This window comes from Acidobacteriota bacterium, assembly GCA_034211275.1.
In the GTDB taxonomy this organism is placed as follows: Bacteria; Acidobacteriota; Thermoanaerobaculia; order Multivoradales; family JAHZIX01; genus JAGQSE01.
This window is the reverse complement of sequence record JAXHTF010000020.1, coordinates 1-26,458: the sequence shown is the minus strand read 5'-3', so window position 1 is coordinate 26,458 and position 26,458 is coordinate 1. Positions and strand designations below refer to the sequence as shown.

18 protein-coding genes are annotated in these 26,458 nt (G+C 67.5%); 16 read left to right on the top strand and 2 right to left on the bottom strand.

All coding sequences use genetic code 11. From position 1 onward, the window contains the following. Positions 1–35 precede the first annotated feature (35 nt). The 16 genes from SX243_05585 to SX243_05510 all read left to right on the top strand — a co-directional run bounded on the left by SX243_05585 (position 36) and on the right by SX243_05510 (position 22,334). Positions 36–2,327, top strand: a complete 2,292-nt coding sequence (locus SX243_05585) for a PQQ-binding-like beta-propeller repeat protein (protein MDY7092432.1) — start codon at positions 36–38, stop codon at positions 2,325–2,327. Between the two features lie 41 nt (positions 2,328–2,368). Then, the gene (locus SX243_05580; protein MDY7092431.1) at positions 2,369–3,871 is read left to right on the top strand and encodes a PQQ-binding-like beta-propeller repeat protein; all 1,503 of its coding nucleotides are present in this window, start codon (positions 2,369–2,371) and stop codon (positions 3,869–3,871) included. 203 nt (positions 3,872–4,074) lie between these two features. After that, positions 4,075–5,169: a hypothetical protein gene (locus SX243_05575; protein ID MDY7092430.1), complete on the top strand. Its 1,095-nt coding sequence runs from the start codon at positions 4,075–4,077 to the stop codon at positions 5,167–5,169. After that, positions 5,169–6,620, top strand: a complete 1,452-nt coding sequence (locus tag SX243_05570) for an aldehyde dehydrogenase family protein (protein MDY7092429.1) — start codon at positions 5,169–5,171, stop codon at positions 6,618–6,620. Before SX243_05575 ends, SX243_05570 begins: the two co-directional genes overlap by 1 nt. Next, positions 6,601–7,809, top strand: coding sequence for an iron-containing alcohol dehydrogenase (locus tag SX243_05565; GenBank protein ID MDY7092428.1), 1,209 nt, complete (start codon positions 6,601–6,603; stop codon positions 7,807–7,809). Before SX243_05570 ends, SX243_05565 begins: the two co-directional genes overlap by 20 nt. Continuing rightward, positions 7,806–9,023, top strand: a complete 1,218-nt coding sequence (locus tag SX243_05560; GenBank protein MDY7092427.1) for a PQQ-binding-like beta-propeller repeat protein — start codon at positions 7,806–7,808, stop codon at positions 9,021–9,023. The genes SX243_05565 and SX243_05560 overlap by 4 nt, the downstream gene beginning before the upstream one ends. Further along, positions 9,010–10,341, top strand: a complete 1,332-nt coding sequence (locus SX243_05555; GenBank protein MDY7092426.1) for a coproporphyrinogen-III oxidase family protein — start codon at positions 9,010–9,012, stop codon at positions 10,339–10,341. The genes SX243_05560 and SX243_05555 overlap by 14 nt, the downstream gene beginning before the upstream one ends. Positions 10,342–10,472: 131 nt before the next feature. Continuing rightward, positions 10,473–11,819: a PQQ-binding-like beta-propeller repeat protein gene (locus SX243_05550; protein ID MDY7092425.1), complete on the top strand. Its 1,347-nt coding sequence runs from the start codon at positions 10,473–10,475 to the stop codon at positions 11,817–11,819. After that, positions 11,816–13,090 (top strand): tryptophan 7-halogenase, encoded by a 1,275-nt coding sequence (locus SX243_05545; GenBank protein ID MDY7092424.1) that lies wholly within the window; start codon positions 11,816–11,818, stop codon positions 13,088–13,090. Before SX243_05550 ends, SX243_05545 begins: the two co-directional genes overlap by 4 nt. A 258-nt stretch (positions 13,091–13,348) precedes the next feature. Then, positions 13,349–14,059, top strand: a complete 711-nt coding sequence (locus tag SX243_05540; protein ID MDY7092423.1) for an antitoxin Xre/MbcA/ParS toxin-binding domain-containing protein — start codon at positions 13,349–13,351, stop codon at positions 14,057–14,059. A gap of 483 nt (positions 14,060–14,542) precedes the next feature. Further along, a complete protein-coding gene (locus SX243_05535; protein ID MDY7092422.1) occupies positions 14,543–14,755 on the top strand; it encodes a hypothetical protein in 213 nt (70 codons plus the stop codon). Further along, on the top strand, positions 14,752–16,263 hold the full coding sequence (locus tag SX243_05530; GenBank protein ID MDY7092421.1) for a sodium:solute symporter family protein: 1,512 nt from the start codon (positions 14,752–14,754) through the stop codon (positions 16,261–16,263). Before SX243_05535 ends, SX243_05530 begins: the two co-directional genes overlap by 4 nt. Continuing rightward, positions 16,260–17,594 carry a glycosyltransferase family 4 protein gene (locus tag SX243_05525; GenBank protein ID MDY7092420.1) on the top strand — a complete coding sequence of 445 codons (1,335 nt, stop codon included), beginning with the start codon at positions 16,260–16,262 and terminating at the stop codon, positions 17,592–17,594. Before SX243_05530 ends, SX243_05525 begins: the two co-directional genes overlap by 4 nt. Positions 17,595–17,596: 2 nt before the next feature. After that, complete coding sequence (locus SX243_05520; GenBank protein MDY7092419.1) at positions 17,597–18,076, top strand: thioesterase family protein; 480 nt, start codon at positions 17,597–17,599, stop codon at positions 18,074–18,076. After that, positions 18,073–18,795 (top strand): ABC transporter ATP-binding protein, encoded by a 723-nt coding sequence (locus tag SX243_05515; GenBank protein MDY7092418.1) that lies wholly within the window; start codon positions 18,073–18,075, stop codon positions 18,793–18,795. Before SX243_05520 ends, SX243_05515 begins: the two co-directional genes overlap by 4 nt. After that, entirely contained in the window at positions 18,780–22,334 is a 3,555-nt protein-coding gene (locus SX243_05510; protein ID MDY7092417.1) for an ABC transporter permease, read from the top strand. Before SX243_05515 ends, SX243_05510 begins: the two co-directional genes overlap by 16 nt. Positions 22,335–22,608: 274 nt before the next feature. Here SX243_05510 and SX243_05505 read toward each other — a convergent pair whose 3' ends face one another. Together SX243_05505 and SX243_05500 are read right to left on the bottom strand one after the other, a co-directional pair. After that, positions 22,609–24,495 (bottom strand): hypothetical protein, encoded by a 1,887-nt coding sequence (locus tag SX243_05505; GenBank protein MDY7092416.1) that lies wholly within the window; start codon positions 24,493–24,495, stop codon positions 22,609–22,611. A 116-nt stretch (positions 24,496–24,611) separates the two neighbouring features. Further along, positions 24,612–26,144, bottom strand: coding sequence for a glycosyltransferase family 39 protein (locus SX243_05500; protein ID MDY7092415.1), 1,533 nt, complete (start codon positions 26,142–26,144; stop codon positions 24,612–24,614). Positions 26,145–26,458: the final 314 nt, after the last annotated feature.

Here is a 26,458-nt window from a genome sequence, read left to right as displayed (position 1 = left end):
CCACCGGCGCCGATCGATTGGAAGAGGTGATCTCCATGCGCAACCGACTCTCTCCCCTGAATACAAGATTCTTCCGCTGGCTCGACCTGCCGCCGGCGATTCCGGCGCTGCTCGTCTTGGCTCTGGTGGCCCTGGCTTCGAGCCTGGTCGCTGGTCCAGCTTTCGCCGAATCCGAACCGGCCGAATCCGAACCGGCCGAAACTGGGCAGTGGGCTCAATGGCGGGGACCTGACGGCACCGGCGTGTCGCCTCAGACCGGCCTCATCGACAGCTGGAATCTGGAGGGCGAGAACCTGGTCTGGCGGGCCGACTTCACCGGCCGCTCGACGCCGGTGGCCTTCGACGGCCGGGTGTGCGCCAACGGCCGCCGCGGCACTGACGTGGAGCGCCAGGCGGTGGTGGCGTGCTGGGACGCCGGCACCGGCGAGCTGCTGTGGGAGCGGCGATTCAACATCTTCCTCACCACCGTGCCGTTCAATCGGGTGGGCTGGGGCAATCCGGCGGGAGATCCGGAGACCGGCTACCTCTACGTGCACACGGTGGACGGCAAGCTGCTGGCCCTCGACCGGGACGGCGAGACCGTGTGGTCCTGGCGCCTGGGGGAGGACGTGGGACGCTTCTCCGGCTACGGCGGCCGCACCCACACGCCGTTGATCGACGGCGATCAGCTGATCCTCAGCGTGATCAACAGCAATTGGGGCGACCAGGGCGCACCGCGGCACCGCTACTTCTCCTTCGACAAGCGCACCGGTGAGGTGCAGTGGGTCTCCACCCCCGGCGGTGGTCCGGCGGATCTCAACACGCACTCGACGCCGGTGATCACCGAGATCGACGGCCAGCGGCTGATCATCGGTGGCAACGCCGACGGCGGCATCTACGCCGTCAAGGCCGGTACCGGCGAGAAGGTCTGGGGCTTCAACCTCAGCAAGCGCGGCATCAACGCCTCGGTGGTGGTGGACGGCAGCCGCGTCTACGCCGCCCACAGCGAGGAGAACGTGGACGAGGGCACCATGGGCCGGGTGGTGGCCATCGACGGCACCGGCAGCGGGGACATCACCGGCAGTCACGAGCTGTGGCGCGCCGCCATCGGCGCCGGCTACGCTTCGCCGACCCTGCACGAAGGCGTGCTCTACGTGGCGGACAACTCCGCCAACATCCATGCCCTCAACGCCGCCGACGGCAAGGCTCTGTGGGAGAGCAATTACGGCAACGTCGGCAAGGGCTCGCCGGTGTGGGCCGACGGCAAGCTCTACGTCACCGAGGTCAACGGCAACTTCGTGATTCTCAAGGTCGGCCCCGACGGCGCCACCAAGCTCGATGAGGAGCACATCGAGATGCCCGGCGGGCGCTACGCGGAGATCTACTCCTCGCCGGCCATCGCCTACGACCGCATCTACTTCACCACCGAGAACGGCATCTTCGCCCTGGGGGACAAGGACGCCCCCTTCGAGGCCGAGGATGCTCCGGCGCCGCCCAGGCCCGCCAAGGCACCGGCGGACGCCGAAGCGGCGGTGTTGCAGGTGGTGCCGGCGGAGCTGATTCTGCGACCCGGTGAGAGCCAAGACTTTACCGCCCGGGTCTTCGACGCCAAGGGCCGGTTGATCAAGGAAGTGGACGCGAAGTGGTCCCTGGCGGGGCTCCAGGGCAAGGTCGCCGACGACGGCACCTTCCAGCCCGATGCCGCCGCCGGCAGCCAGGCGGGGAAGGTCCAGGCCACCTTCGGCGGTCTCACCGCCAGCGCCCGAGTGCGCATCGGCGGGGACCTGCCGCTGGCGGAGAATTTCGACTCCCTCGAGCCCGGCGGCAAGCGTTCCTATTGGATCGGCTCGGGCAAATTCGAGGTGGTGGAGCGGGACGGCGAGATGATGCTGATGAAGCCGCCGTCAGACCGCGGCATCCATCGCCATCACATGCTCATCGGCCGTTCGGACCTCGACAACTACACCATCCAGACCGATGCCATGGGCACCCAGGAAGGGCGCCGGCGTCCCGACGTGGGGCTGATCAACAGCGGCTACACCATGGACCTCCAGGGCAACCACCAACGGCTGGTGCTGCGCACCTGGGACGCCGAGCTGCGGGTCGAAGAGCGTACCGATTTCGCCTGGGATATGGACACCTGGTACACCCTCAAGATGCAGGTTGCCCAGGAAGGGGACAAAGCGGTGATCCGAGGTAAGGTGTGGAAGAAAGGCGAGCCGGAGCCGGAGGAGTGGACCCTCACCGCCGAGGATCCGCTGCCGGTGACCAGTGGCAGCCCGGGGCTGTTCGGCTACTCGCCGGTCAACCTCTTCTTCGACAATGTCACCGTGGTCGAAAACCCTTGAGCCCAGAAATTTCGAGTGCAGAACACCAGAGCGGAGAACTCATGAACCGAACTCGCGCGATCGTCCTTTCCGTCCTGGCTCCGCTCCTCCTGCTGGGGACCGGCGCCGTCACTTTCGACGCCGGGGCCGCGGACACCGCCATGCTCGGCAACACCCCGAGCCGCAACATGGCGGACCAGGCCCGCGGGCTGCCCACCTCCTGGGATCCCCACAGCGGCGCCAACATCAAATGGTCCCAGGAAGTGGGTTCCCAGAGCTACGCTGGTCCGGTGGTCGCCGAGGGGCGGGTCTACGTGGGCACCAACAACGAGGCTCCGCGGGATCCCTCCATCACCGGCGACAAGGGCGTTCTCATGGCCTTCGACGCCGAGAAGGGCACTTTCCTATGGCAGCTGGTGCACGACAAGCTGGTCGCCGGCCGGGTCAACGATTGGCCGCTGCAGGGCATCTGCTCGACTCCCTACGTCGACGGTGAGGACGTTTACTACGTTTCCAACCGCGCCGAGATCGTGCGTGCCGACGCCCGCGGCTTCGCCGACGAAGAGAACGACGGCCCGTTCACCGAGGAGCGCAAGAAGACCACCGACCACGGCGACATCGAGTGGCAGTTGGACATGATCAACGAACTCGACGTCTTCCCCCACAACCTCGCCGCCGGCTCGCCCATCGTGGTGGACGGAGTGCTCTTCACCGTCACCGGCAACGGCGTCGACGAAGGACACATCAACGTTCCGTCTCCCTTCGCGCCGAGCTTCCTGGCGGTGGACGCCAAGACCGGCAAGGTCCTGTGGGAGGACGCCACCCCCGGGGAGAAGATTCTCCACGGCAGCTGGTCCAATCCCGCCTACGGGGTCATGGGGGGCAAGGCCCAGGTGGTCTTCCCCGGCGGTGACGGCTGGCTCTACTCCTTCGATCCCAAGAGCGGCGAGCTGATCTGGAAGTTCGACTGCAATCCCAAGGATTCGGAGTGGCGGCTGGGCGGCGCCGGAACCCGCAACAACATCATCGCCATGCCGGTGATCCACAACGACCGGGTCTACATCTCCGTCGGCCAGGATCCGGAGCACGGCGAAGGCCTCGGCCACCTCTACGCCCTCGACGGCACCCTGGAGGGGGACATCACCGAGAAGGGTGTGATCTGGCACCGCGGCGGGGAGGATTTCCACCGCTCCATGTCGACGGTGGCCATCGAGGACGACATCGTCTACGTCTCGGACCTCACCGGCTTCCTCTACGCCCTCGACATCGACACCGGCAAGGAGCATTGGAAGTACGACACCTTCGCCGCCGTCTGGGGCTCCCCCTACGTCGCCGACGGCAAGGTCTACCTGGGGGACGAGGACGGTGACGTGGTGGTGCTCAAGACCGGCAAGGAGATGGAAGTGCTCTCCGAGGTCAACATGGGCAGCGCCGTCTACACCACCCCCATCGCCAAGGACGGGGTGCTCTACATCCTCAGCCGCAAAGAGCTCTTCGCCATCGAAGAGGGCGCGGGCAAGAAGGCGCCCGCCGAGACAGAAGCCAAGGCTGCCGCCGGCCGCTGAGCCGAAGAGGTCTGATAGATCGGCGACGGTTCTGCGGATCGCAGGCTGTTTTGGAGCTGGCCGGCTGTTTTGGAGCTGGCCGGCTGTTTTGGAGCTGGCGGGCGCGGCGGTATTCAAGAATCGCCGGGTGTCCAGGAGGCTGCCAAGCCAAACCTTGACGCCCGGCGTGCGTAGCACAAGGGCTGGGGGAAAATAGGATCATCATGGTACAAATCCTCGACCAAAAGCTGACGGAAAAGGTGCAGGCGGCCCGCACTCGTCTCGACGAGCACGTGCGGGAGATCGTCGCCTGGCACTTCCACCCGGATCACGGCACCCCCTTCTGGCTGGAGTACGCTGAAAAGCTCGACTTCGATCCGGTGAAGGAAATCGCCGGTTACGACGATCTCGCCCGCCTGGGACATTTCGAAGACGAATGGCTGCGGGGCGGCCCGGTGCGCCGCTGGGTGCCCAAGGCCTACGCCGACCGTGCCATCTCGGTTTTCGAGACCGGCGGCTCCACCGGCGTGCCCAAGAGCCGGATCAATATCGAAGACTTCCGCATCGACTACGAGATGCTCAGCGACGCCCTGTCGCCGGAGACCTTTCCCCTGGGCAGCGACTGGCTGATGCTCGGCCCCACCGGCCCCCGGCGGCTGCGCCTGGCCATCGAGCACCTGGCGCAGCACCGGGGCGGCATTGCCTTCCACGTCGACCTCGACCCGCGTTGGGTCTCCAAGCTGGTCAAGGGCCAGCGCTTCGAGGAGATGGAGGCGTATAAGAACCACGTCATCGACCAGGCGCTGAACATCCTGCGGGCCCACGACGGCGTGCGCTGCGTGTTCACCACTCCGAAGCTCCTCCAGGCGCTGTGCGAGAAGGTCAACCTGGGCCGCCTGGGGATCCAGGGCATCTTCTGCGGCGGCACTGAGATGAACGCTCAATTTCACCGCTTCGCCCGCGAAGAGCTGGTGCCCGGGGTCGACTTCGTGCCGGTTTACGGCAACACCTTGATGGGACTGGCGGTGCCCAAGCCCTTCGATCCGGTGGCCAAGGACTACACCATCTCCTACTATCCGCCGGCGCCGCGGGCGGTGTTCGAGCTGGTCAATCCCGACGACCCCAGCCAGCCGGTGGACTACGGCGAGACCGGCCAGGTGCTGCTCACCACCCTGACCCGGGAGTTCTTCATGCCCCGCTTCCCGGAACGGGACGAAGGAGAGCGGGCGGTGCCCATCGACCTCTATCCCTGGGACGGAGTGAGCAATCTGCGGTTGCTCTCGAGCCTCGCCACCACCGTCGCCGTTGGGGTGTATTGATGGGTGGTGCAAAGAGCGAGAGCCTGCCTCATGTTCCCCTGCTGCGGGGCGGTGAGGTCTACCGCAGCCTGAGCACCTCCACCCTCACTGACCTGCGCACCGGCGAAACGGTGGCGGAGATGAGCCAGGCTCTGCCAGGGATGATCTCCCGGGACCTGCTGGATGCGGAAAAGTCCCGGCGGGCGTTGGAGGAGCACTCTACGGAGGAGCTGGTGGCCATCTGCCGTCGTGCCGCGGCGCTCTTCCTCGACGCCGAGCTGCCCCTGGCGGAGCCCGACGGCGTGCTCCAGAGCCGCGATGACTATCTGCAGCAGCTCGCCGCCACCGCCGGCATGCCGGTGGCCATGGGGCGCTCCAACATGGACAAGATCGTGCGCACCCTGGAGAGCATGGAGGCGGTGCTCGGCGGTCTCACCCGCGGGCTCGATCTGACCATCCTGGACCAGGGCTACGGCGTTCAGGACGACCGCCGCTTGAGCTATCTGCGCCAGGCCGACTCCCTCGGTGTGGTGCTGCCCAACAACTCCCCCGGGGTGCACACCCTATGGCTGCCGTCCATTCCCCTCAAGACGCCCCTGACCCTGCGCCCCGGCAGCGCCGAGCCGTGGACGCCGTTGCGCATCTGCCAGGCGTTCCTCGCCGCCGGCTGCCCGCCGCAGGCCTTGGGGCTCTACCCCAGCGGTCACGACGGCGCCAACCAGGTCCTCCTCTCCTGCCGCCGGGCCATGGTCTTCGGCGACCAGTCGACGGTGGAGCGGTGGAGTAGCGATCTGCGGGTGCAGGCCCACGGACCGGGGTGGAGCAAGGTCTTCCTGGACCGGGCGGAGGGCGAGAATTGGCGTCAGCACCTGGATCTAATCGCCGAGTCGGTGGCGGCCAACGGCGGCCGTTCCTGCATTAACCTCTCCAGCGTCCGCACCGCCGCTGCCGGCCGCGAGCTGGCGTTGGCGCTGGCGGAGCGGCTGGCGGCGGTGGAGGCCCGGCCCCTGGACGATTCCGATGCCGAGCTGGCGGCCTTCGCCAACCCGGCGGTGGCCCGGCGCATCAGCGAGATCATCGATCAACAGCTGGCCCAGGGTGGCGCCGAGGACCTCACCGCCCGCTTCCGCTCCGGCGGCCGGGTGGCGGAGGCCGGCGGTTGCACCTTCCTGCTGCCGACGGTGATCTGGTGCGACGAGCCCAGCCACCCGCTGGCGGAAGCGGAATACGGTTTCCCCTTCGTTTCGGTCCTCGAGGTGCCGGAAGATCAACTGGTGGAGACCGCCTGCCTGACCCTGGTGGCGACGGTGTTGGGGGAAGGTTCGGACCTGCGACGCCGGGCCCTGGCGGCGGAGCACATCGACCGCCTCAACTTCGGTGCCATTCCCACCCACCACATCGCGTGGGATCAGCCGCATGAAGGGAACCTCTTCGATCACCTCTACAAGCAACGTGCCTTCCAAGCTGCTTGAGGCGCCGGCGGATGCCACCGCCTGGGACGCTGAGCTGGGAGGGCTCCGTTTGCTCTACGGTGCCGGCCGGCTGGCAGAGCTTGGGGACGTGGCGGCGGGCTACGGCCGTCGCCCCCTCGTGGTCACCGACCCAGGGCTGCGGCGGGCGGGCCACGCGGAGCGCGCCCTGGACTCCCTGGCCGCCGCCGGCCTGACGCCGGAGATCTTCGACCGGGTGGAGGAGAACCCCACCACCGACACGGTGGGGGAGGGGCTGGAGGTGGCGCGCCGGCACCGCTGCGATCTGCTGGTGGCGGTGGGCGGCGGCAGCCCCATGGACTGCGCCAAGGGGATCAACTTCCTGCTCACCAACGGTGGTTCCATGGAGGACTATCGCGGCTGGGCGAAGACCACCCAGCCCATGTTGCCGGCCCTGGCGGTGCCCACCACCGCCGGCACCGGCAGCGACGCCCAGAGCTACGCCCTGATCTCGCGGGTCACGGATCACGCCAAGCTCGCTTGCGGTGACCCCCAGGCGCGCTTCGCCGCCGTGCTCCTGGATCCCGAGCTGCTGGCCAGCGCACCGCGCTCGGTGCTCGCCCATGCCGGCATCGACGCCCTCTCCCACGCGGTGGAGAGCTACGTCTGCACCCTGCGCAACCCCATCTCCAAGCTCTATGCCCGCGAGGCCTTCCGGCGGCTGCTGCCGGCTCTGCCGCGGCTGGTGGCGGATCCGACGGACGCCGAAGCCGCCCCCGCCATGCTCCTCGGCGCCCATCTCGCCGGTGCCGCCATCGAGCAGAGCATGTTGGGCATCGCTCACTCCTGCGCCAATCCCCTCACCGCCCACTACGGAGTGATCCACGGGGTGGCAGTGGGGCTGATGCTGCCGTCGGTGGTGCGCTTCAACGCCGAGGCGGCGGAGACCGGGTATCGGGAGCTCCTCTCCGCGGCGGGGGAGGCTCCCGCCGGCGAACGCTCCGCGGAGAGCATCGCCGGTCGGGAGAGTAGCGAGGTGCTGGCGTGGAGAATCGAGCGCCTGTTGCGCCAGTTGGGGCTGCCGGCGAATCTCGCCGCCGCCGGGGTCGAGGAGCGAGCCCTGCCGGCGCTGGCCCGGGAGGCGGCGGGGCAGTGGACGGCGAGCTTCAACCCGCGGCCGGTGAAGGCGGAAGACCTGGAAGCTTTGTATCGGGAGGTGTGGTCACGATGAGCTTTGGCAACGAATTCGGCGGGCAGCGGACAGCGGCGTCTTTGCCCCGATTGCTGCTGGCGACGGCGCTGATGTCGGCGCTAGTGCTGGCCTGGGTGGGTACTGCTGCCGCGGCTGGCTCCGGCGAGGATTGGTCCATGTGGCGGGGGGACGCCCGCAACACCGGCGCCGTGAGCGCCCAGGAGGCGAGGAAGCTGCCGGCGGAGCTCGAGGTCCTGTGGACCTTCGCTGCCGGCGACGGTGCCGAGGCCACCCCGGTGGTGGCGGACGGCACGGTCTACGCCGCTTCCCTGGACGGCCGCCTCCACGCCCTCGACGCCGCCACCGGCAAGGCGCGGTGGGAGCTGAAGATCGAGAATGGCTTTCGCGCCTCGCCGACGGTGGCCGGCGGGACGGTCTACGTGGGGGACGATTTCGGCATCCTCTACGCCGTCGACGCCGCCACCGGCAAGGAGCGCTGGCGCTTCGAGACCGAAGGCGAGATCCTCTCCTCCGCCAACATCACCGCCGAATGCGTGCTCTTCGGCTCCTACGACCAATTTCTCTACTGTCTCAAGCCCGAGGACGGTTCCCTGCGCTGGAAGGTCGAGACCGGCGGTCCGGTGCACGGCACGCCGGCGGTCTTCGACGGCCAGACGGTGGTGGGAGGCTGCGACGGCATCCTGCGCCGGGTGCGGCTCTCCGACGGCAAGGAAGTGGGCCAGCTGGAGCTCGGCGGCTACGTCGCCGCCAGCGCCGCGGTGGTGGACGGCATCGGCTATCTGGGCACCTTCGAGGCGCAGGTGCTGGCCCTCGACCTGTCCCAGGACGAGGTGGTCTGGCGCTACTCCCACCCGCAGCGGAAGTTCCCCTACTACGCGTCCCCGGCGGTGTCCGGCGACCGGGTGGTGGCGGCGGGACGGGATAAGATGGTCCATGCCATCCGCCGCTCCTCCGGGGAGGGGCTGTGGACCTTCGCCAGCCGAGCGCGCTTCGAGGCCTCGCCGTTGATCGTCGGCGACCGGGTCTTCGCCGCTGGCCAGGACGGCAACCTCTACGCCTTGGACCTGGCCTCCGGCAAGGAGGTCTGGCGCTTCGAGCTCGGCACTTCCTTCAACGCCTCGCCGGTGGTGGCCGGAGGCCGCCTGTTCATCGCCGCCGACGACGGTGTCATCTACAGCTTCGGAGCGGCGTCCAAGAACGCCGCTGGAAAGGACCCCGATGGCCAATCCTGAACCCGCCACTCAGACGCTGGACCCCACCTCCACGGAGGTCGGCAGCGTCTTTGTCTCCAACTATCCTCCCTATTCCCAGTGGACTCCGGAGGCGGTGGAGGAGGTGCATCGGGTGTTGGATCAGCCGCCCCGCCCCGGCGTCCCCCTGGGGCTCTACATGCACATTCCCTTCTGCCGGCGGCGCTGCAAATTCTGCTACTTCCGCGTCTTCACGGACCGCAATTCGGACCAGATTCAGGGCTATATCGATGCCCTCATCGCCGAAGCGGCGATGTACAAGGACCGGGCGGCGCTGGCCGGGCGGCCGGTGGATTTCGTCTACTTCGGTGGCGGCACGCCGTCCTACATCAGCGTCAAGCACTTGGAACAGCTGGTGGCCGGAGTCCAGGAGAGCCTGCCCTGGGACCAGGCCCGGGAAATCGCTTTCGAATGCGAGCCCGGCACCCTCACCCGCTCCAAGCTGGAAGCCATCCGGGGCATCGGCGTCACCCGCCTGAGCCTCGGAGTGGAGAACTTCGACGACGAGATCCTGAAGGAGAACGGCCGCGCTCACGTCACCAAGGAGATCGACCGGGTGCTGCCGTGGGTGGCGGAGCTGGACTTCCCTCAGCTCAACATCGACCTCATCGCCGGCATGGTGGGAGAGACCTGGGAAACCTGGAAGCACACCATCGACAGGACCCTGGAGGTCTCCCCGGACAGCGTTACCATTTACCAGATGGAGCTGCCCTACAACACCGTCTATTCAAAGCAGGTGTTGGAGGGTGGTGACGGCCCGCCCATCGCCAATTGGGAGCTCAAGCGCGAGTGGCAGGCCTACGCTTTCGAGCGTCTGGCGGAGAACGGCTATCGAGTGTCCAGCGCCTACACCATGGTCAAGGAAGGCTGCCACGACCCCTTCGTTTACCGCGATTCTCTGTGGCAGGGAGCGGATCTGCTGCCCCTGGGAGTCTCCTCCTTCGGCCACCTCTCCGGCGTCCACTTCCAGAACGAGAGCGGCTGGACCCCTTATCTGGAACGCGTCGAGCAGGGCGAGCTGCCGGTGAGCCGGGCCTTCGTGCCCTCGGAGGACGAGAAGCTCACCCGGGAGGTGATTCTGCAGCTCAAGCGCGGCTGGCTGGATCGCCGGCCGTTCCAGGAGAAGTTCGGCGTCGATATCCGGGAACGCTTCCTGCAGCCTTTGGCGGAGCTCCAGGAAGAGAATCTTCTGGATATCGAAGGAGATCGCATCGAGTTGCGCCGTCCGGGGCTGCTGCGGGTCGATACGCTCCTGCCGAAATTCTATGCACCGGAATACCGCGGCGCGCGCTATACCTGAGCCCGCGAGCGCGATCGAAGCTCGTCATCGATAGGTCCTCAGACCCGAGCCTCGAGCCCTGACATCTAGAGACGCCGCGGCAGCGAAGTTTTTACCGTAACCGTCCACTCGACCTTTCAGTGGAGACCACCATGATGCTTCTCGACTCCAAAGATTCTTCCTCCCGTCTCCAGCTCAGCTCCTTGGTGCTGCTGACCGCTTTGGGCCTCTTCGCCTGCGGCAGCGGTGGAGAGACCACCGCCGAAGTACCGGCGGGGACTCCCGCGCAGCCCGGGCCGGCGGCGGACGCTTCGCCGGTGGAGGGCTCCTGGCCGGCCTATCGAGGCGCCGCTGCCGACGGGGTGGTGGCCGACGTGACCCTGCCGGCGCCATGGCCGGAAGGCGGACCGCCGGAGATTTGGAGCCGGCCCCTAGGGCCCGGGTACTCGGGACTGGCCATCGTTGACAACCGGCTCTTCACCCTCTTCAACCAGGGGGACTCGCAATGGGCCGGTGCCTTCAGCGCCGCCACCGGCGAAGAGCTCTGGCGCCACCGCCTGGACAAGGAATACCGTGACCGCCAAGGGGACGGCCCGCGTTCGACCCCGACGGTGGTGGACGGCGTGGTCTACGCCCTCAGCGCCTCCGGGCAGCTCGACGCTCTGAAGGCGGAGGACGGCTCGGTGGTGTGGAGCAAGAACCTGAAAGAAGCCTTCGGTGCCCGTAGCCCGAGCTGGGGTGTGTCGACCCAGCCGATGGTGGACGGGGACGTGCTGCTGGTGGACGTCGGCGGCCGGGACGACTACAGCGTTGTCGGCCTCGACCGCAAGACCGGCGGTCTGAAATGGTCCACCGGCAGCGACGGCGCCGGATACTCCCAGCCGGTGATCTTCGAGGCCGCGGGCCGGCGCCAGGCGGTCTTCTTCACCGCCAGCCAGCTACTGGCGGTGGATCCCGCCACCGGCGAGCAGCTCTGGCGCCGCCCCTGGAAGACCTCCTACGACGTCAACGCCGCCACCCCCATCTTCCTGCCGCCCAACCGGCTCTTGGTCTCCTCCGGCTACGACACCGGTGCCGCTCTGCTGGAGATTGTCGCTGGCGAAGGCGGCTCGCTGGAGACCCGGGAAGTGTGGAGCAGTCGGCGGCTGAAGAATCAGTTCAGCTCGTCGGTGGTGGTGGGGGACCGCATCTACGGCTTCGACAACTCGATCCTCAAGGCGGTGGACCTGAACACCGGCGAGGACGTGTGGCGACAGCGCGGCTTCCAACACGGCTCGCTGCTGGCGACCAAGAACCACCTCGTGGTGTTGGGGGAGAACTGCCGGCTGGCGCTGGTGGAGATCAACCCCGACGAATACCGGGAGATCTCCAGCGTCGACGTGCTGGGAGACAAATGCTGGACGATGCCGACGTTGGTGGACGGCCGGCTCTTCCTACGCGATGGAGAGACTCTGCTGAGCCTGCGGGTGGCGCCGTTGAATGCGCCGGAGGGATCATGACTTCGCCAGAGAGCGTTTTTGATCACAGCGAATACGACACCATCGTCATCGGCGGCGGCCCCGCCGGTGCCACCGCGGCAACGCTGATCGCCCAGGCCGGTCACCGGGTGCTGCTGCTGGAACGGGACCAATTCCCCCGCCACAAGGTGGGCGAGTCGCTGATGCCCGCCTGTTGGGACACCCTGGAGCGCTTGGGGATGATCGACCGGCTGCAGGAGAGTCATTTCCCCAAGAAGTACAGCGTGCAATTCTTCTCCCGGAACGGCAAGGCTTCCTCGCCGTTCTATTTCTCCGACGTCTCCTGCGCCGACCACCCCCAGACCTGGCAGGTAGTGCGCAGCGAGTTCGACCACATGATGGTGGAGAACGCCCGCGCCCACGGCGTCGAGGTGCATCATGGGGTGAACGTGCGGGAAGTGCTCTTTGCGGAGGGCGAGAACGGCTCACAGAAGGCGGTGGGAGTACGGGTGCGCACCGAAGACGGCAGTACCACGGATCTGGCCTCGAAGGTGGTGGTGGACGCCTCTGGCCAGAGCGCCATGATCTCCCGACGGCTGGGCCTCCAGGAGGACGATCCGAAGCTGCGCAACGCCTCGATCTACACGTATTTCAAGGGCGGTCAGCGGGACGAGGGCCGGGACGAAGGGGCCACGCTGATCATGCACACCCAGCATCAGAAGACCTGGTTTTGGTACATCCCCCAGCCCGACGACACGGTGAGCGTCGGGGTGGTCGGTCCCCAAGACTATTTGGTTCGGCCCCCGAAGCGTCCGCCCCAGGAAGTCTTCGAGGAAGAGCTGCTCCAATGCCCCGGCCTGCTGCCGCGGCTGGCGGCGGCGCAGCAAACGCGGCCGGTGCAGGTGCTGCGGGACTTCACCTACAAGGCCAAGCAGCGCGCCGGCGACGGCTGGGTGCTGGTGGGCGACGCCTACGGCTTCGTCGACCCGCTCTACTCCTCCGGCGTCTTCCTGGCCCTCAAATCCGGCGAGATGGCGGCCGACGCCATCCACCAGGCCCTCGAAGCCGGCGACCTCTCCGCCCAGCGCCTGGGCACCTTCGAGGCGGAGTTCCTACGCGGCATGGAAGCCATCCGCAAGCTGGTCTACGCCTTCTACGACCGCGATTTCAGCTTCGCCCAATTCCTAGAACGCCACCCCGAGCACCGCGAAGACCTGGTGCACATCCTCATCGGCAACGTTTTCCGCGACGGCGTCGACGACCTCTTCAAGCCCATGGCGGAGATGGCCAAGCTGCCGGTCTCCTGGGCCTGAGCCTCCTCCCAAGCTAAGTCCTCTTCCTCGCCTCGGGTCGATCCCGGGGCTGAGGAGAGGTGCGTCTTTGGGATGCTCTTCCAGGGGTGGTACCCACTTGTTGGTTTCTGAGAGACGGCTCCCTGGGAGCGCCGGCTTCCAGCCGGCTCTGGGTCAGGTGATGCAGGGGATGAGTATGTGGTATGATCATTTCCATCACTAAGCGTGACTCAGAAAGGCCCCGTGATCATGAATCGACTAGACCCCTCGAACTTTTCCATGGCCGAGCTGTCCCCGGACGAGTGCCGCCGGTTGGCGAAGGATCATCCTGAGCTCGATCCGGTGGCTCCGGCGGTCGTGGTGTCCGGAGACGGAGCACGATTTCTGGCGCGCTACTCCAGTGGGCGAGGACGGGCGAAAGCTCCTGCAGCTCTTTGGGAGGAGGGGGAGTCTGAGGCTGCCGGTGAAGTGGCAGAACCGGCTGCAGTCTATGGGGCAGAAGCGCCCGTCGGCAGGGCTGGTCCTGCGGTCCTGGATCGTCTGATCGAGGCACTGACCCCGGACCTCCAGGTCCCCAGCCTCACCGCCCTGGCACAGGCCCGCCGAAGCGCCGTCGCCCGAGTCGAGCTGGCGCAGGAGTTCGGCCTGTTCTCGAGCGCGCAGGTGGCGGATCTGGCGGGTTCCACGGCCAAGAATCGCGCCGCACTGGCCAACCGATGGAAGCAGGAAGGCCGAGTCTTCACCGTGCCCCACCGAGGCCAACAGCTCTGGCCGGGCTTCCAATTCGACACCGACGGCCAGCCTCTGACGGTCATTGAAGACGTGCTGGGAATCTTCGAAGGTTCGGGCGTGTCTCCCTGGGCCATGGCCCTATGGTTCACCGGCCCCAGTGGCTGGCTGGACGGCCGGCGTCCGGTGGATCTGCTGGAGTCGGAGGCCGAAGCCGTTGTAGAAGCAGCCCGGCTAGAGACGGCAGAATCGTTCTTCTGACTTGATTCCCGGTTCTCCAGAGGCGAGATCCCACGGGTGGTACCCACTTGTTGGTTTTCCCTGGGAGCGCCGGCCTCCGGCCGGCTCCGGAATCGTTGGGGGCATCGTCCTACTGTGCTTGGAGACGCCATCAACAACGGGTGGTACCCACTTGTTGGTGCCATATTTTTCAACGACTTAGCTAGGTGGCACCCACTTGTTGGTCGAGGAGAGGGGCGGGTGTGCTCGCTCGCTCCGCCGGGGTCCCTGCGGGTGGCCGGCGGACCGGCCATCCTCGGGGATCCCGGCTTCGCGCACACTGTTGGTGGCCTTCGGGGCGTCGGGAATAGGGCGGTGGGGAGTGGAATCGTGAGGCTCGACGATAGGTGGTACCCACTTGTTGGTTCGCCTCGTGGAAGGACCCCTGGGCACGAGGGCAACCTCTTTGCGGCCATGACGTAGGATTGGGCGGGCGCTTGGCCGCTCGGGGAGGAATTCTACGTCGTGAAGAAATGGCTCTACGCCGCGCTGGCGGTGCTGTATTTGCTGCACAATGACCTGTGGCTGTGGGATGACGGCCGGTTTGTGGCCGGGTTGCCGGTGGGGTTGTTGTACCACCTGGTGTATTGCCTGGTAGCGGCGGCGTTGTTGGCGGCGGTGGTGCGGTGGGCTTGGCCGGGGGAGGATCCGTTGGGGGATGGGGAGGACGGGGTTTGACGTTGACTCTGGGGATTCTTTCCGCCTACCTGCTGCTGGTGATCTCCATCGGGCTGGCCAGCCATCGGCTCTTCCGAGGGACCGGAGAGGATTTCTTCCTCGCCACCCGCACTATCGGGCCGTTCATCCTGCTCATGTCCCTTTTTGGGACTCACATGACGGCGTTCTCGCTGCTGGGGGCGTCGGCGGAGGCCCACCGGCGGGGGATTTTGGTCTTCGGGCTCATGGCGTCGTCGTCGGCGTTGATGGTGCCGTTGGTCTTTCTCTTCGTGGGTACCCGGCTGTGGGCGGTGGGCAAGCGCCTGGGGTTCCAGACCCAGGTGCAATTCTTCGTGCGGCGGTACGGCTCGCCGACGCTGGGGCTGCTGCTTTTCGTCCTGCTGGTGGGCTTTCTGATTCCGTATCTGCTCATCGGCATCCTCGGTGGGGGAGTGGCGATCCGGCAGATTTCCGGCGGGGCCATCCCCAGCTGGGTCGGTGGGCTGGTAATTACCGGGGTGGTGGCGCTCTATGTCAGCTACGGAGGGCTGCGGGGGACGAGCTGGGTCAATACTTTTCAGACCCTCGTCTTCATGACCCTGGGTGGGGTGGCGTCGGTGCTCATCGTGAAGGATCTGGGGGGGCTGTCGGCGGCGCTGGCGACAGTGGCGGAGACTGCACCGCAGTTGCTCATCCGTGGCGAGGCGCTGTCGCCATGGACGCTGCTGACCTACACCTTCGTTCCCCTGTCCGTGGGCATGTTCCCCCACATCTTCCAGCATTGGCTGTCGGCCAAGAGCTCGAGCTCCTTCAAGCTGCCGGTCATCGCCTATCCGCTCTGCGTGGCGGCGGTGTGGATCCCCAGCGTCTTGGTGGGGGTGATCGCCGCGGGGGATCTGCCGGGACTCACCGGGCCGGAGACCAGCGGCGTGCTGGTGGCGATGATCGGCCGTCACGCGCCGGCGGCGTTGGCGGGGCTGCTCACCGCGGGGGTCTTCGCCGCCATCATGTCGTCGCTGGATTCCCAGGTGCTCTCCCTCAGCACCCTCTTCACCCAGGACGTGGTGGGGCGCCGTTTCCCCGGGCTGACGGAGCGTCGGCAGGTGCTCTTGGGGCGGGGTTTCGTCTTTGGGCTGCTGCTGGTCACCTATCTCATCTCCCTGGTCACGCCGCCCACCATCTTCCGCCTCGGCGTGTGGTGCTTCAGCGGGTACGCGGCGCTGCTGCCGGTGGTGGTGGCGGCGCTCTATTGGCGCCAGAGCACCGCCACGGGAGCGCTGGCAGCGGTGATCACCGTAGCGGTAACCTGGGTGCTGCTCTTCCTGCGCGGCGGCTCGGTGGCGGGGTACACCGTCGGCGGTACCGGCGTGATGCCGGTGGCGGTGATGTTCGCCGCCTCGGCGGTGGCGATGGTGGTGGGCTCGCTGCTCTCGGCGCCGCCGCCCAAAGAACAGGTGGACTCTTTCTTCCCCAACCCATCCCGTGTCGCTGAGGCAGAAGCCAGCCGCTTCGAAGGAGGCAGAGGATGAAGATCGCGTTTCTCTCCGGCGGAGCGGCGGGCATGTACTGCGGCAGCTGCATCCACGACAACACCCTGGCCTCCACCCTCCAGCGGCAGGGCCACGACGCGGTGCTGGTGCCTCTCTACACGCCGCTGCGCACCGACGAGACCAACGTCAGCATCGACCGCGTTTTTTTCGGCGCGGTGAATACCTACCTGGCGGTGCGGGCGCCGCGGCTGGGGAAGCTCCTGCGGCCCCTGGGGCGATGGCTGGACCGCCCCAGGCTGCTGGATTGGGTCGGCCGGCTGGGTTCCTCCGCCGACGCCAAGGAGCTGGGGGAGCTGACCCTGGCGGTGCTGGAAGGAGAGCACGGCCCCACCCGCGAAGCCTTGGAGCAGCTGGTGGAGTGGCTGGCGACGGATTTGAAGCCGGAGATCATCCACCTGCAGAACTCCCTCTTCCTGGGCCTCGGCCATCGGCTGCGGGAGGAGCTGGGTGTGCCGGTGGTGTGCTCCCTCCAGGGGGAGGATCTCTTCCTCGACGAGCTCATCGAGCCCTACCACAGCCGAGCCCTGCAATTGCTGGAGGAGAAGCGCGGCGACGTGGACGGCTTCGTCGCCCACAGCCGCTACTACGCCGGGCATATGTCCAAGCTCATGGGGCTGGCGGAGGATGCGGTGTCGGTGGTGCCGTTGGGGCTCAACCTGGAGGATTTCCCGGCGCCGGAGCCTGATGCAGAGAAGGACGGCGACCGGCGGTTCACCGTCGGCTACCTGGCCCGCATCTGCCCGGAGAAGGGCTTCGGCCTCGCCGTCGAGGGCTTTCGGGAGCTGGCGCAGCGGGCCGGGAAGGACGCGGTGCGGCTGCGGGTGGCGGGCTATCTGGCACCGAAGGACGAGGCTTTCTTCGAAGAGCAGCGGCGGCGCCTGGGAGAGTGGGGACTGGCGGAATGCCTTGACTATGTGGGAGAGGTGGACCGCGCCGGCAAGGTGAGCTTCCTCCATAGCCTGGACGTGCTCTCGGTGCCAACGGTCTATCACGAGCCCAAGGGCCTCTTCGCCCTGGAGGCCCTGGCCAGTGGTGTGCCGGTGGTGTTGCCGCGGCACGGGGCGTTCCCGGAGCTTGTGGAGACCACCGGCGGTGGGGTGTTGGTGGAGTCCCAATCGGCGGAGTCGGTGGGGGCGGCGCTGGATGAGCTGCGGCAGGATCCGGAGTTACGGCGACGGCTGTCGGAGTCCGGGCGGCGGGAGGTTCGCCGCCTCCACGGCGCCGATGCGGCGGCGGAGAACCTCTTGGAGGTCTATCGCGCTATCCTCGGGAACGGAACGCTGTCGGAACCCATCGCCTCGGGAGCCTGATCATGAGCCAGACCACCGTCCCCCCCGCCAATCCGCCCGTCGAGTCCTCGATGGAGCCCATCGCCGAGTACCGCACCACCCGGCGGGTGGAGTTCTCCGACACCGATACCGCGGGGATGATGCACTTTTCTCGATTCTTCATCTATATGGAGAGCGTCGAGCATGAATTCCTCCGCCATCTGGGCACCAGCGTCGCCTTCACCCACGAGGGAGCGGAGGCGGGATGGCCGCGGCTCATGGCCCACTGCGAATACCGCAGCCCGGCGCGTTTCGAGGACGTGCTGGACATCCGCCTGCGGGTTCAGCGCAAGGGGCAGCGGTCCATGACCTACGAATTCGAGTTCAAGATCGGCGACCGGCTGGTGGCGGAGGGGCGGCTGGCCGCCGCCTGTTGTCGCTTCGGCGGCCCCAAGGGGTTGGAGAGCATGGCGATTCCGCCAGAGCTGGCGGCGCGCATTGCGGAGGCGAAGGAGGGAGCATGAGCGAATCGTCTCACGAATCTTCCAAGAACGGCGCCGGGGCCTCCTTCCGTCTCGAGGGAGTGACCCGGGTCTTCGACACCGGCGCCGGGCCACTGGAGGTGCTCTCCGGCATCGATCTGGCTGCGGACTCCGGCGAGGCGCTGGCCATCACCGGCCCTTCCGGCTGTGGCAAGAGCACCCTGCTGCACATCCTGGGAACCCTCGACGCTCCCACCGACGGCCGGTTGGAGATCGGCGGCACCGATCCCTTCGCCCTCGAGGAGAAGGCCCTGGCCCGCTTCCGCAACCGCACCATCGGCTTCGTGTTTCAGGATCACCACCTGCTGCCTCAGTATTCGCTGCTGGAGAACGTGCTGCTACCGACCCTCGCCTTCCCCGGGCAGGATGCAGGGGATGAGGCACCGGAGGAGCGCGCCCGGCGGTTGTTGGAGCGGGTGGGGCTGAGCCACCGCCTGGACCATCGCCCGGCGCAGCTATCCGGCGGTGAACGCCAGCGCACCGCCATCGCCCGGGCGCTGATCCGGCGGCCGGGGTTGCTGCTCTGCGATGAGCCCACGGGCAACCTGGACCAAGGCACCGCCGAGGAAGTGGCGGCGCTGCTCTTCGAGCTGCGGCAGCAGGAGGGCAACACCCTGGTGGTGATCACCCACAGCCCGGAGCTCGCCGAACGCTTCCCGCGGCGGATTGAGCTCAAGGACGGCCGGTGCTACGAAGCCTGATCTATTTCCGTCGCCGCCATCTGGCGGTGGCCGCCGGTGCGGCGGTGGCCTGCGCGGTGCTCACCGGCGCTCTGCTGGTGGGGGATTCGGTGCGCACCAGCTTGCGGGATCTGGCGTTGGAGCGCCTGGGCGACACCCAGCGCGCCCTGGCCACCGACGGCTTCGTGCGGCAGGATTTGGCGGCGGAGCTCGAGGAAAGTCGGGGTGGGGAGGCTCGCGTCGTACCGGTGCTCTTGCTCAACGGCAGCGCCGTCGCCGCCGGCAGCCGCGCCCGGGCTTCGGGAGTGACGCTGGTGGGCTTCGACGAGGGCTTCCCCGGCCTGTGGCCTGAGGCCGAGCCTTGGCCGGCGGAGGCCTTGGACTCCGGCGGCCTCTTCCCGCCGGTGATCCTCAACCAGCCGCTGCAAGATCAGCTCGGGGTCGAGCCCGGCGACGCCGTACTGCTCTCCTTCGGCCGCGCGGCAGAGATTCCCCGGGGTTCGCTCCTGGGGCGCCGGGAGGCCGGCGATGTGCTGCAAACGCTGCGGCTGACGGTGGCGGCGGTGATCCCCGCCAGCGGCCCCGGTGCCTTCGGTCTCACCCCGCGGCAGACCGAGCCCCTCAACGCCTTTGTTCCCTTGGCCCGCCTGCAGGCCGCCGTCGATCGTCCCGGCCGGGTCAACGCGCTGCTGCTGGCCGGGAATGAGTCCAGTGGAGATGCGGCGGCGGGCCTGGCGGAGACTCTGCGGGAGCGTTTGACCCTCGAGGATTTGCAGCTGCGCACCATCGCCCGGGACGGCACGGTCTCGGTGGAAAGCGAGCGCTTCGTGCTGCGGGACGAGACGGTGACGGCCATCGAGCAGCTGGCGGAGGAGGAGCTGGCCGCGGAGGAGAGGCTGACCGCCTGGCGCCTGCACAGCTATCTGGCCAACAAGGTCCGCGTGGCGGGACGAGACGATGGCACGCTGCTGCCCTACGCCGCCACCGCCGCCTTTGAGACGCCGCCGGCAGGCTTTGGAGAGCTCATTCTGACCAGCGGCGAGGCGGCGCCGGAGCTGGGGCCGGCCCAGGCCCTGCTCAACCGCTGGGCCGCGGAGCGCCTGGGGGCTGCCGCCGGCGACACCTTGGAGATCGAGTATTTCCGCGTCGGCCAGGGGGAGCAGCTGTACACCGAGACGGCCACCCTGGAGCTGGTGGGCGTGGTGGAGATGGAAGGCCTGGGAGCTGATCCCACCCTCACTCCCGAATATCCCGGCATCTCCGACGCCGACAATATCGCCGATTGGGATCCGCCCTTCCCGGTGGAGCTGGACCTGGTGACCACCGAGGACGAGGCCTATTGGGACGAGTACCGCGCGGCGCCCAAGCTCTTCGTCTCCGCTGCCACCGGCGAGGCCCTGTGGCGTTCGCGCTATGGCAGCGTCACGGCGCTGCGGCTGGGCCCGGTCTTGGATGGCTCGGCGTCCGAAGAGCCTTCCGATGGGCCGGAAGCTGCCGGCGCCGAGACGCAGGATGTCGGCGCTCTGGAATCCCGCCTGGCGGAGGAGCTCCCTCGGCGGGTGGATCTTGGGGCCTTCGGGCTGACCTTCGAGCCGGTGCGCGCCCAGGCCCTGACGGCCTCCCAGGGGGCTACGGACTTTTCGCAGCTCTTCCTGGCCTTCAGCTGGTTCCTGATCCTCGCGGCGGCTCTCTTGGTGGCGCTGCTCTTCGGCCTGGGAGTCGAACAGCGGGCGCGGGAGATCGGCCTACTGCGGGCGGTGGGCTTCGCTGAAGGCGCTGTCCGCCGTCGCTTCCTCGGGGAGGGCACCGTGGTGGCGCTGGTGGGCTGTGCGGTGGGGCTCGCCGGTGCGGTGGGCTACAGCGCGCTGCTGATGCTCGGCCTGCGAACCTTGTGGCTGCCGGCGGTGGGCTCCCAGCGGCTCTTTCTCCACGTCGCCCCAGCTAGCCTGATCACCGGCTTCGTCATCTCGCTGGTGCTGGTGGTGGCGACCATTCTCCTCACCCTGCGCCGCCTGCGCCGGGTCTCGCCGCCGGCGTTGCTGGCGGGCTCGGTGGAACCCGCCACCTCTCGCCGCCGCGGCCGTGCCGCCCGCTGGCTCGCCGGCTTGGGCGGAGCGCTGACGGTGGGGCTTCTGGCGTTGGCCCTCCTCGGGGATGAGATCCCCAGCGAGGCTCTTTTCTTCGGGGTTGGGGCCGGCGTGTTGATCACCGGATTGGCTCTTTTCTCCCTGTGGTGCCGCGCCACCGGCTCGACGGCGCTGAGTTTTGGTGCTGGGGGTTCTGGTACTGGGGGTTCTGGTACTGGGGGTTTTGGTAGGGGTGGCTTTGGTGGGGGTGGCTGGGCTCTGCTGGCGGTGCGCAACAGCGCCCGCAGCCCGGGGCGCAGCGTGCTCAGCGTGACCCTGGTGGCCTGCGCCTGCTTTGTCATCGTCACCGCTGCAGCCAACCGCCGGGATCCGGCGGCCATCGACCACGGCAAGGAGTCCGGCACCGGCGGCTACGCGCTGGTGGCCCGCAGCGACGTGCCTCTCTTCCAGAATCCGGGAGATCCGGAGGCTCGCTTCGACCTCGGGCTGCCGGACGATGAGGCATTGTGGGAGGGCGTGGAGATCATGGCCCTGCGCCGCCTGCCCGGGGACGATGCCAGCTGCCTCAACCTCTATCGGCCGGAGCGGCCGCAGGTGCTGGGGGTGCCGGAGGCGTTCATCGAGCGCGGCGGCTTCCACTTTCATGCCCTCGAGGGCGGAGAAGCGGTGGAGGCTCCGTCGGCGAATCCGTGGTCGATCCTCCAGCAGGACCTGGGCACGGACCCGGAGACCGGCGCCGCGGTGATCCCGGCGGTGGCGGATTTCGAGAGCGCCACCTGGATCCTCAAGAAGAAGCTCGGCGACGTCATCGAGCTCCCCGGGGGCCGCGGTGAGCCGGTGCACCTGAAGCTGGTAGGGCTGCTCGATGCCAGCATCTTCCAGAGCGAGATGCTGATTTCGGAAGACGCTCTGCTGGAGCACTTCCCGGGGGTTGAAGGCTATACGGATTTCTTGGTGGAGGGTCCGGAGGGGGCCTCTGACGAGGAGATCCGGGAGCTGGCCACGGCTCTCGAGGCGGGGCTGACGGATTTCGGTTTCGACGCGGTGGAGACGGGCCAGCGGCTGGCGGCCTTCAAGGCGGTGCAGAATACCTACATCTCGACCTTCCAGACCCTCGGCGGCCTCGGTCTGCTGCTGGGCACCCTCGGCCTTGCGGTGGTGCTGCTGCGCAACGTTCACGAGCGCCGTGGCGAGCTCGCCGCCCTGCGGGCTTTCGGCTTCCGCCGCTCTCTGCTGAAGAATTTGATCCTCTTCGAGACGGTCTTCCTGCTCCTCCTGGGCATCGCTCTGGGCACCGTCGCCGCTCTCGTCTCGACCTTCCCCTACCTCGCCGGCGGCAGCGGCGCCGCCATTCCCTGGGGCTCCCTCACCCTCACCCTCCTCGCCGTCTTCCTCACCGGCGCCGTGGCCTGCGCATTGGCGACCCGCCAGGCGCTACGGGGAAAGCTGCTGGAGGGGCTCAAAGGGGAGTAGCTCTCCCTGGGAGCGCCGGCCTCTGGCTGGCTTCAGGAAGCCCCGCAAGGGGTTGAAACCCCTCGCTACTGCATCTCGTCCCTGGCGGGACGACACCCCCTCCCCGCCCGGGAATTGTTCCTGGAAGCGCTGGAATGTAGTCGGCTCCGGGGTGGTTGGGGGTGGCGTCCTCCCGGAGTGGAGGACGCTATAAAGTAGCGAGGTACTTTAGTGCCTCGCGGCGCTGAGCGCTCCACAAAGATCAGTCCTCGGGACCGCCGCTTCCGGCGTAGGCTCATTTGATCAGCTGTACCCGCGCGCCGAGAAAGAGCGTGGTGGTTTGCCGTACCTCGCCGGCGGCATCGACGTAGTGGCCCCGCTCTGCGCCGAGCTCGGCGAAGATGATCCCTAGCCCGATGCCGGCGCGCACGCCGTAGAAGAACTTCTCCGTCTCCAGCTCCGCTGCCATGTAGCGCTTGAGGCCCAACTCCACGGCGGCGTAGGTATTGATGTGGGCCGAGCCCAGACGGTTGAGGAACGGGTAACTGAGGAGCGAAGCTCGGGCCGCTTCATAATTCGACCATTCCTCCCAACCCAGATTGAGGGCGGCGGTGAATCCGTGAAAGCTGCTGAGGGTGTCTTGGAAGGGTTCGCTTGTTTCGCTGGCGATGCCGCGGCAGTGGCGCACGTCGCCGTCGCCGGAAAAACCACCGATCAGGCTCAGCTCGAGCCGTTCTCCGGTCCCTTCGCCGGATGTGCCCTGGAGCAGACCGAGGGATACCTCCGGCGACAGGCCGTGCCAGCGGTCGAGGTTGTCCGCCTCGGCGTAAGGCTTATAGCCGGCAATGGACGGGACCTTGTGGGGCGAGACGGAGCCTTCGCCCGGATTCTCCGCGCCAGAGGAGGCATGCAGGAGCAGCACCTCCAGCCCGGGGCGAAACATCACGTCCCGGTCCAGCTGGGGCGGAGAGGAATCCGGCGTTGCACCACCGCTCCACGGCGTGTAGTAGAGATGGGTGGTGGTGGCGGAGGCCAGATTCAGGAGATCGCCGGGGGAAGCCGGCGCAGGGGACGGCAGCCCTCGGCTTAGCACTTCGGTGATGGAGCGGGCGGAGAGGAGCAGCAGGGTGAGGGTTTCCCGGTGCATCTCGCGGTACTTCTTCGCCCGGGGCGAAGGCCGGTGCCAGCTGCGGGCCAGGGCGCCGTCACCGTAGAAGGTTTGCGCCGCCAGCGGCAGGGCGGTACGGAAGTCGAGGATTCGGTCGGGAGTCAGTCCCAAAGGCTCGAGGGCTTCGGCCAGGGGCGGTTCCGGCGCTTCCAGGTGGCGGAGGAAGCGCTCCATCCCTTCGAAGCTCTCGACGAAGGCCGGGGCACCGTCGCCGTTCTTGCGATTGTGCATGCCCCGGGCGAGGACATCGGGGGTCTTGGCCCGGGGGGTGAGGAGATGGCCCGGGGGGAAGGAGTCTTGGAGAAAGTGCAGGGCCACCGCCTCGGTCATCAGCGGCACCAGCCACCAGTCGTCTCGGAGCCCGGCGCGCTCGGAGGCTTGGGTCAGGGCCAGCCGGTGGAGGCGGTTGTAGGTGTCGGCGGCGCAGGCCTCGAAGTGGCTGAGGTTGCGGTGCACCGCCGCCAGCCGGTTGAGCCAGCGGCGGGCCTTGGCGTCCAGCCGCTGACGCGTGAGGGCGAGGGTCGCCCGGTCCAGATCTCCCTCGAAAGGGCTCATCGGGTCTCCTGCGGCCTCGAAGGCCTGGCGAATCTTTGGCTTGCAAGGGTCGATGGGCTGGCGGCAATACTCCGGCTCCGGCTCCTCCAGCTCTCGCTCACCCAGGCAGCGACCGGCGTCGGGGACCAGGTTCTCCGCGTGCAGGACGAAATCCGCCGCCCGGGTCAGCGCCGCGAAGGAAATGCAGCTGGGGGTCTCTTCGTTCTCCTCGCTCTCCTGCGCTTCCTCGTCGTCCTTTGGGCAATCGTCGAGTCGGGCCCGAATCGCAGTGGCCGGAATCTCGTCCTCCAAGGCTTCCAGCGCCAGCAGCAGCGCCGCCTGGGAGAGGCCGAGGTGCTCGTGCTTGTTGAAGGCTTGGGCCGGCCGGGGGGTGATCGCCAGGGCCAGGATCAGGATGCTCAGTGGGATCAGGGAGACCGGTCTTCGCCCGGCGGTCTGACGGGAGGTCTTCGTCGTCATAGAGGATGCCCGAAGGGAATTGAGAAGGTGTTCACTATCAGGAGACGGACCGAGGTCACGAATTCCCGATCTTCGGGGCTCCTGAGAGCGCTGGCTTCTTGCCGGCCTGAATCCACCTAATTGAACGACTTCACGCTGGGCCAGGCCTCCTGCGCGCTCATCGGCAGGTCGCGGATGATCCAGATGGTCAAATTGTTCTCGTAGGGCATGCAGTCGGTGCAGCGGTGCAATGCCCCGGGGGCCTTGCTGGTGCCCGGCGGCAGAACGACGCTGCCGGAAAAGAGCAGCACCTCGCCGGTGCAGTCGCCGGGCCCCCAAAGCCAATAGCTATTGTGGCCGGAGATGGCGGACGGCAACTCGTAGGTGTCGCGGAAAAGATCGATGGCGCCGGCTTGACCGTAGTTGGTGCCGAAGAAGCACGCTTTCTCCCGGTCCCTTTCCGGCAGCGACTGATAGACGCCGGAGACGGTGGCGGCGAGATCTTCCCAACCGTGCATGTCGGCGAAGAATTGGGGTAGGCGGCCGAGCTCGTGGCGCTCTTCGGTGCTCGGGGCGAAGCCCAGGGACTCGGCGTAGGCGACGTAGCTGTCCTCCGGCAGCAGCGGCTTGGCCAGCGGCGCGGCGGCGAGGCCCAGGACGATGAGGGCGATCAGGCCGACGCGGAGCACTCGGCCCCAGGGCTGGCGGATGCGCTCGGAGCGGCTCCAGCGGGAGGCGGCCACCGCCCCGGCGGGGAAGAGCAGAATGACCGCGGGAGCCAGATAGTAGGGTTTGGAGACCGAAAGGGCGAAGAGCAGAAAGGCCGTCACCGGGATCCAGGCCAGGGAGCGGTGCTCCCGGGCGGAGCCGGCGAAGAGCAACCAGCCGAGACCCGCCAGGGCGAGGGCGATGGCCACCGGCCCGAAGAGCTCCACCTGAGCCAGCGCGTACTCTCCAGGATTGAGCTCGACGATCTTGCCCGCCTGGGCGTTGGCGATGAATTCTCGGGTAGGCCAGCCATGGGCCATCTGCCAGAGCACGTGGGGGAGGAAGATCAGGCCCGCCACCGCGCCGCCGAGCCAGATCCATGGCCGCCGCAGCACGTCCCACCGCCGGCTCAGCATCAGGCCCACGGCGAGACCCAGCCCCAGCACGCCGACATCCACCTTATTCTGCAGCCCGATGCCCGCCAGCGCGCCGAAGAGCAGCCAGAGTCTTGGTTCTCCTCCGCTCAGCAGGTGCGCCGCCAGCCGTCCCAGCGCTGCCCAGATCAGCAGGTTGAAGACATTCATCGAGAAGGTCGAGCTGAGCGCCAGGAAGATCGGAGCGGTGGCGGTGAGGAGTTGAGCGGTGACCCGCGCCCAGGGTCGGCCGCCGAGCTCCCGGGCCGTCTCGCCGGTGAGCCACACCGTGGCTCCCGCCGCCAGGCCCGCTAGCCAGCGACCGGCGACCCAGGAGCCTCCCAGGCCCTCCACCAGCGCCGCCAGCAGCGCGATGAGGGGCGGATGATCGACATAGCCCCAATCCAGGTGCCGCCCGCAGGCGAAGTAGTAGAGCTCGTCCCGAAAGACTCCATAGCCCACCGCCGTGGCGAGGAAAAAGATCACCGTGATGGCCGGCAAGGCCCAGCGCACCACAAGCTCCCGACCGCTTCGCGCGTTCGCTTGCATCAAGTTGTATCCCGTCGTTGGTTGAGATGTGCCGATAGGGTAGCGCGTTTGCGGGCAAAAGGGTAGTCGCCTCGAGGTGCCCGGGATGTAGGCACAGTCGCCCACACCGTTGGCAAAGGCCCCGGCTAGTTTTGGTGACATCGGTCCCCCCGCGCGCTCGGTGCGGGATTTTGAGGAGTCATTAAGTGCTTTGATGAGTGACCTTTGCGGTAGGAAGTGAGGGTTCGGTTTACTCCTCTCCAGGGTTTGGCATCGCAGCTGCAATAGAGGGTCTTTGAGACGAGGTGTGAAGGGAGTCCCCCCTCTCCGGCGCT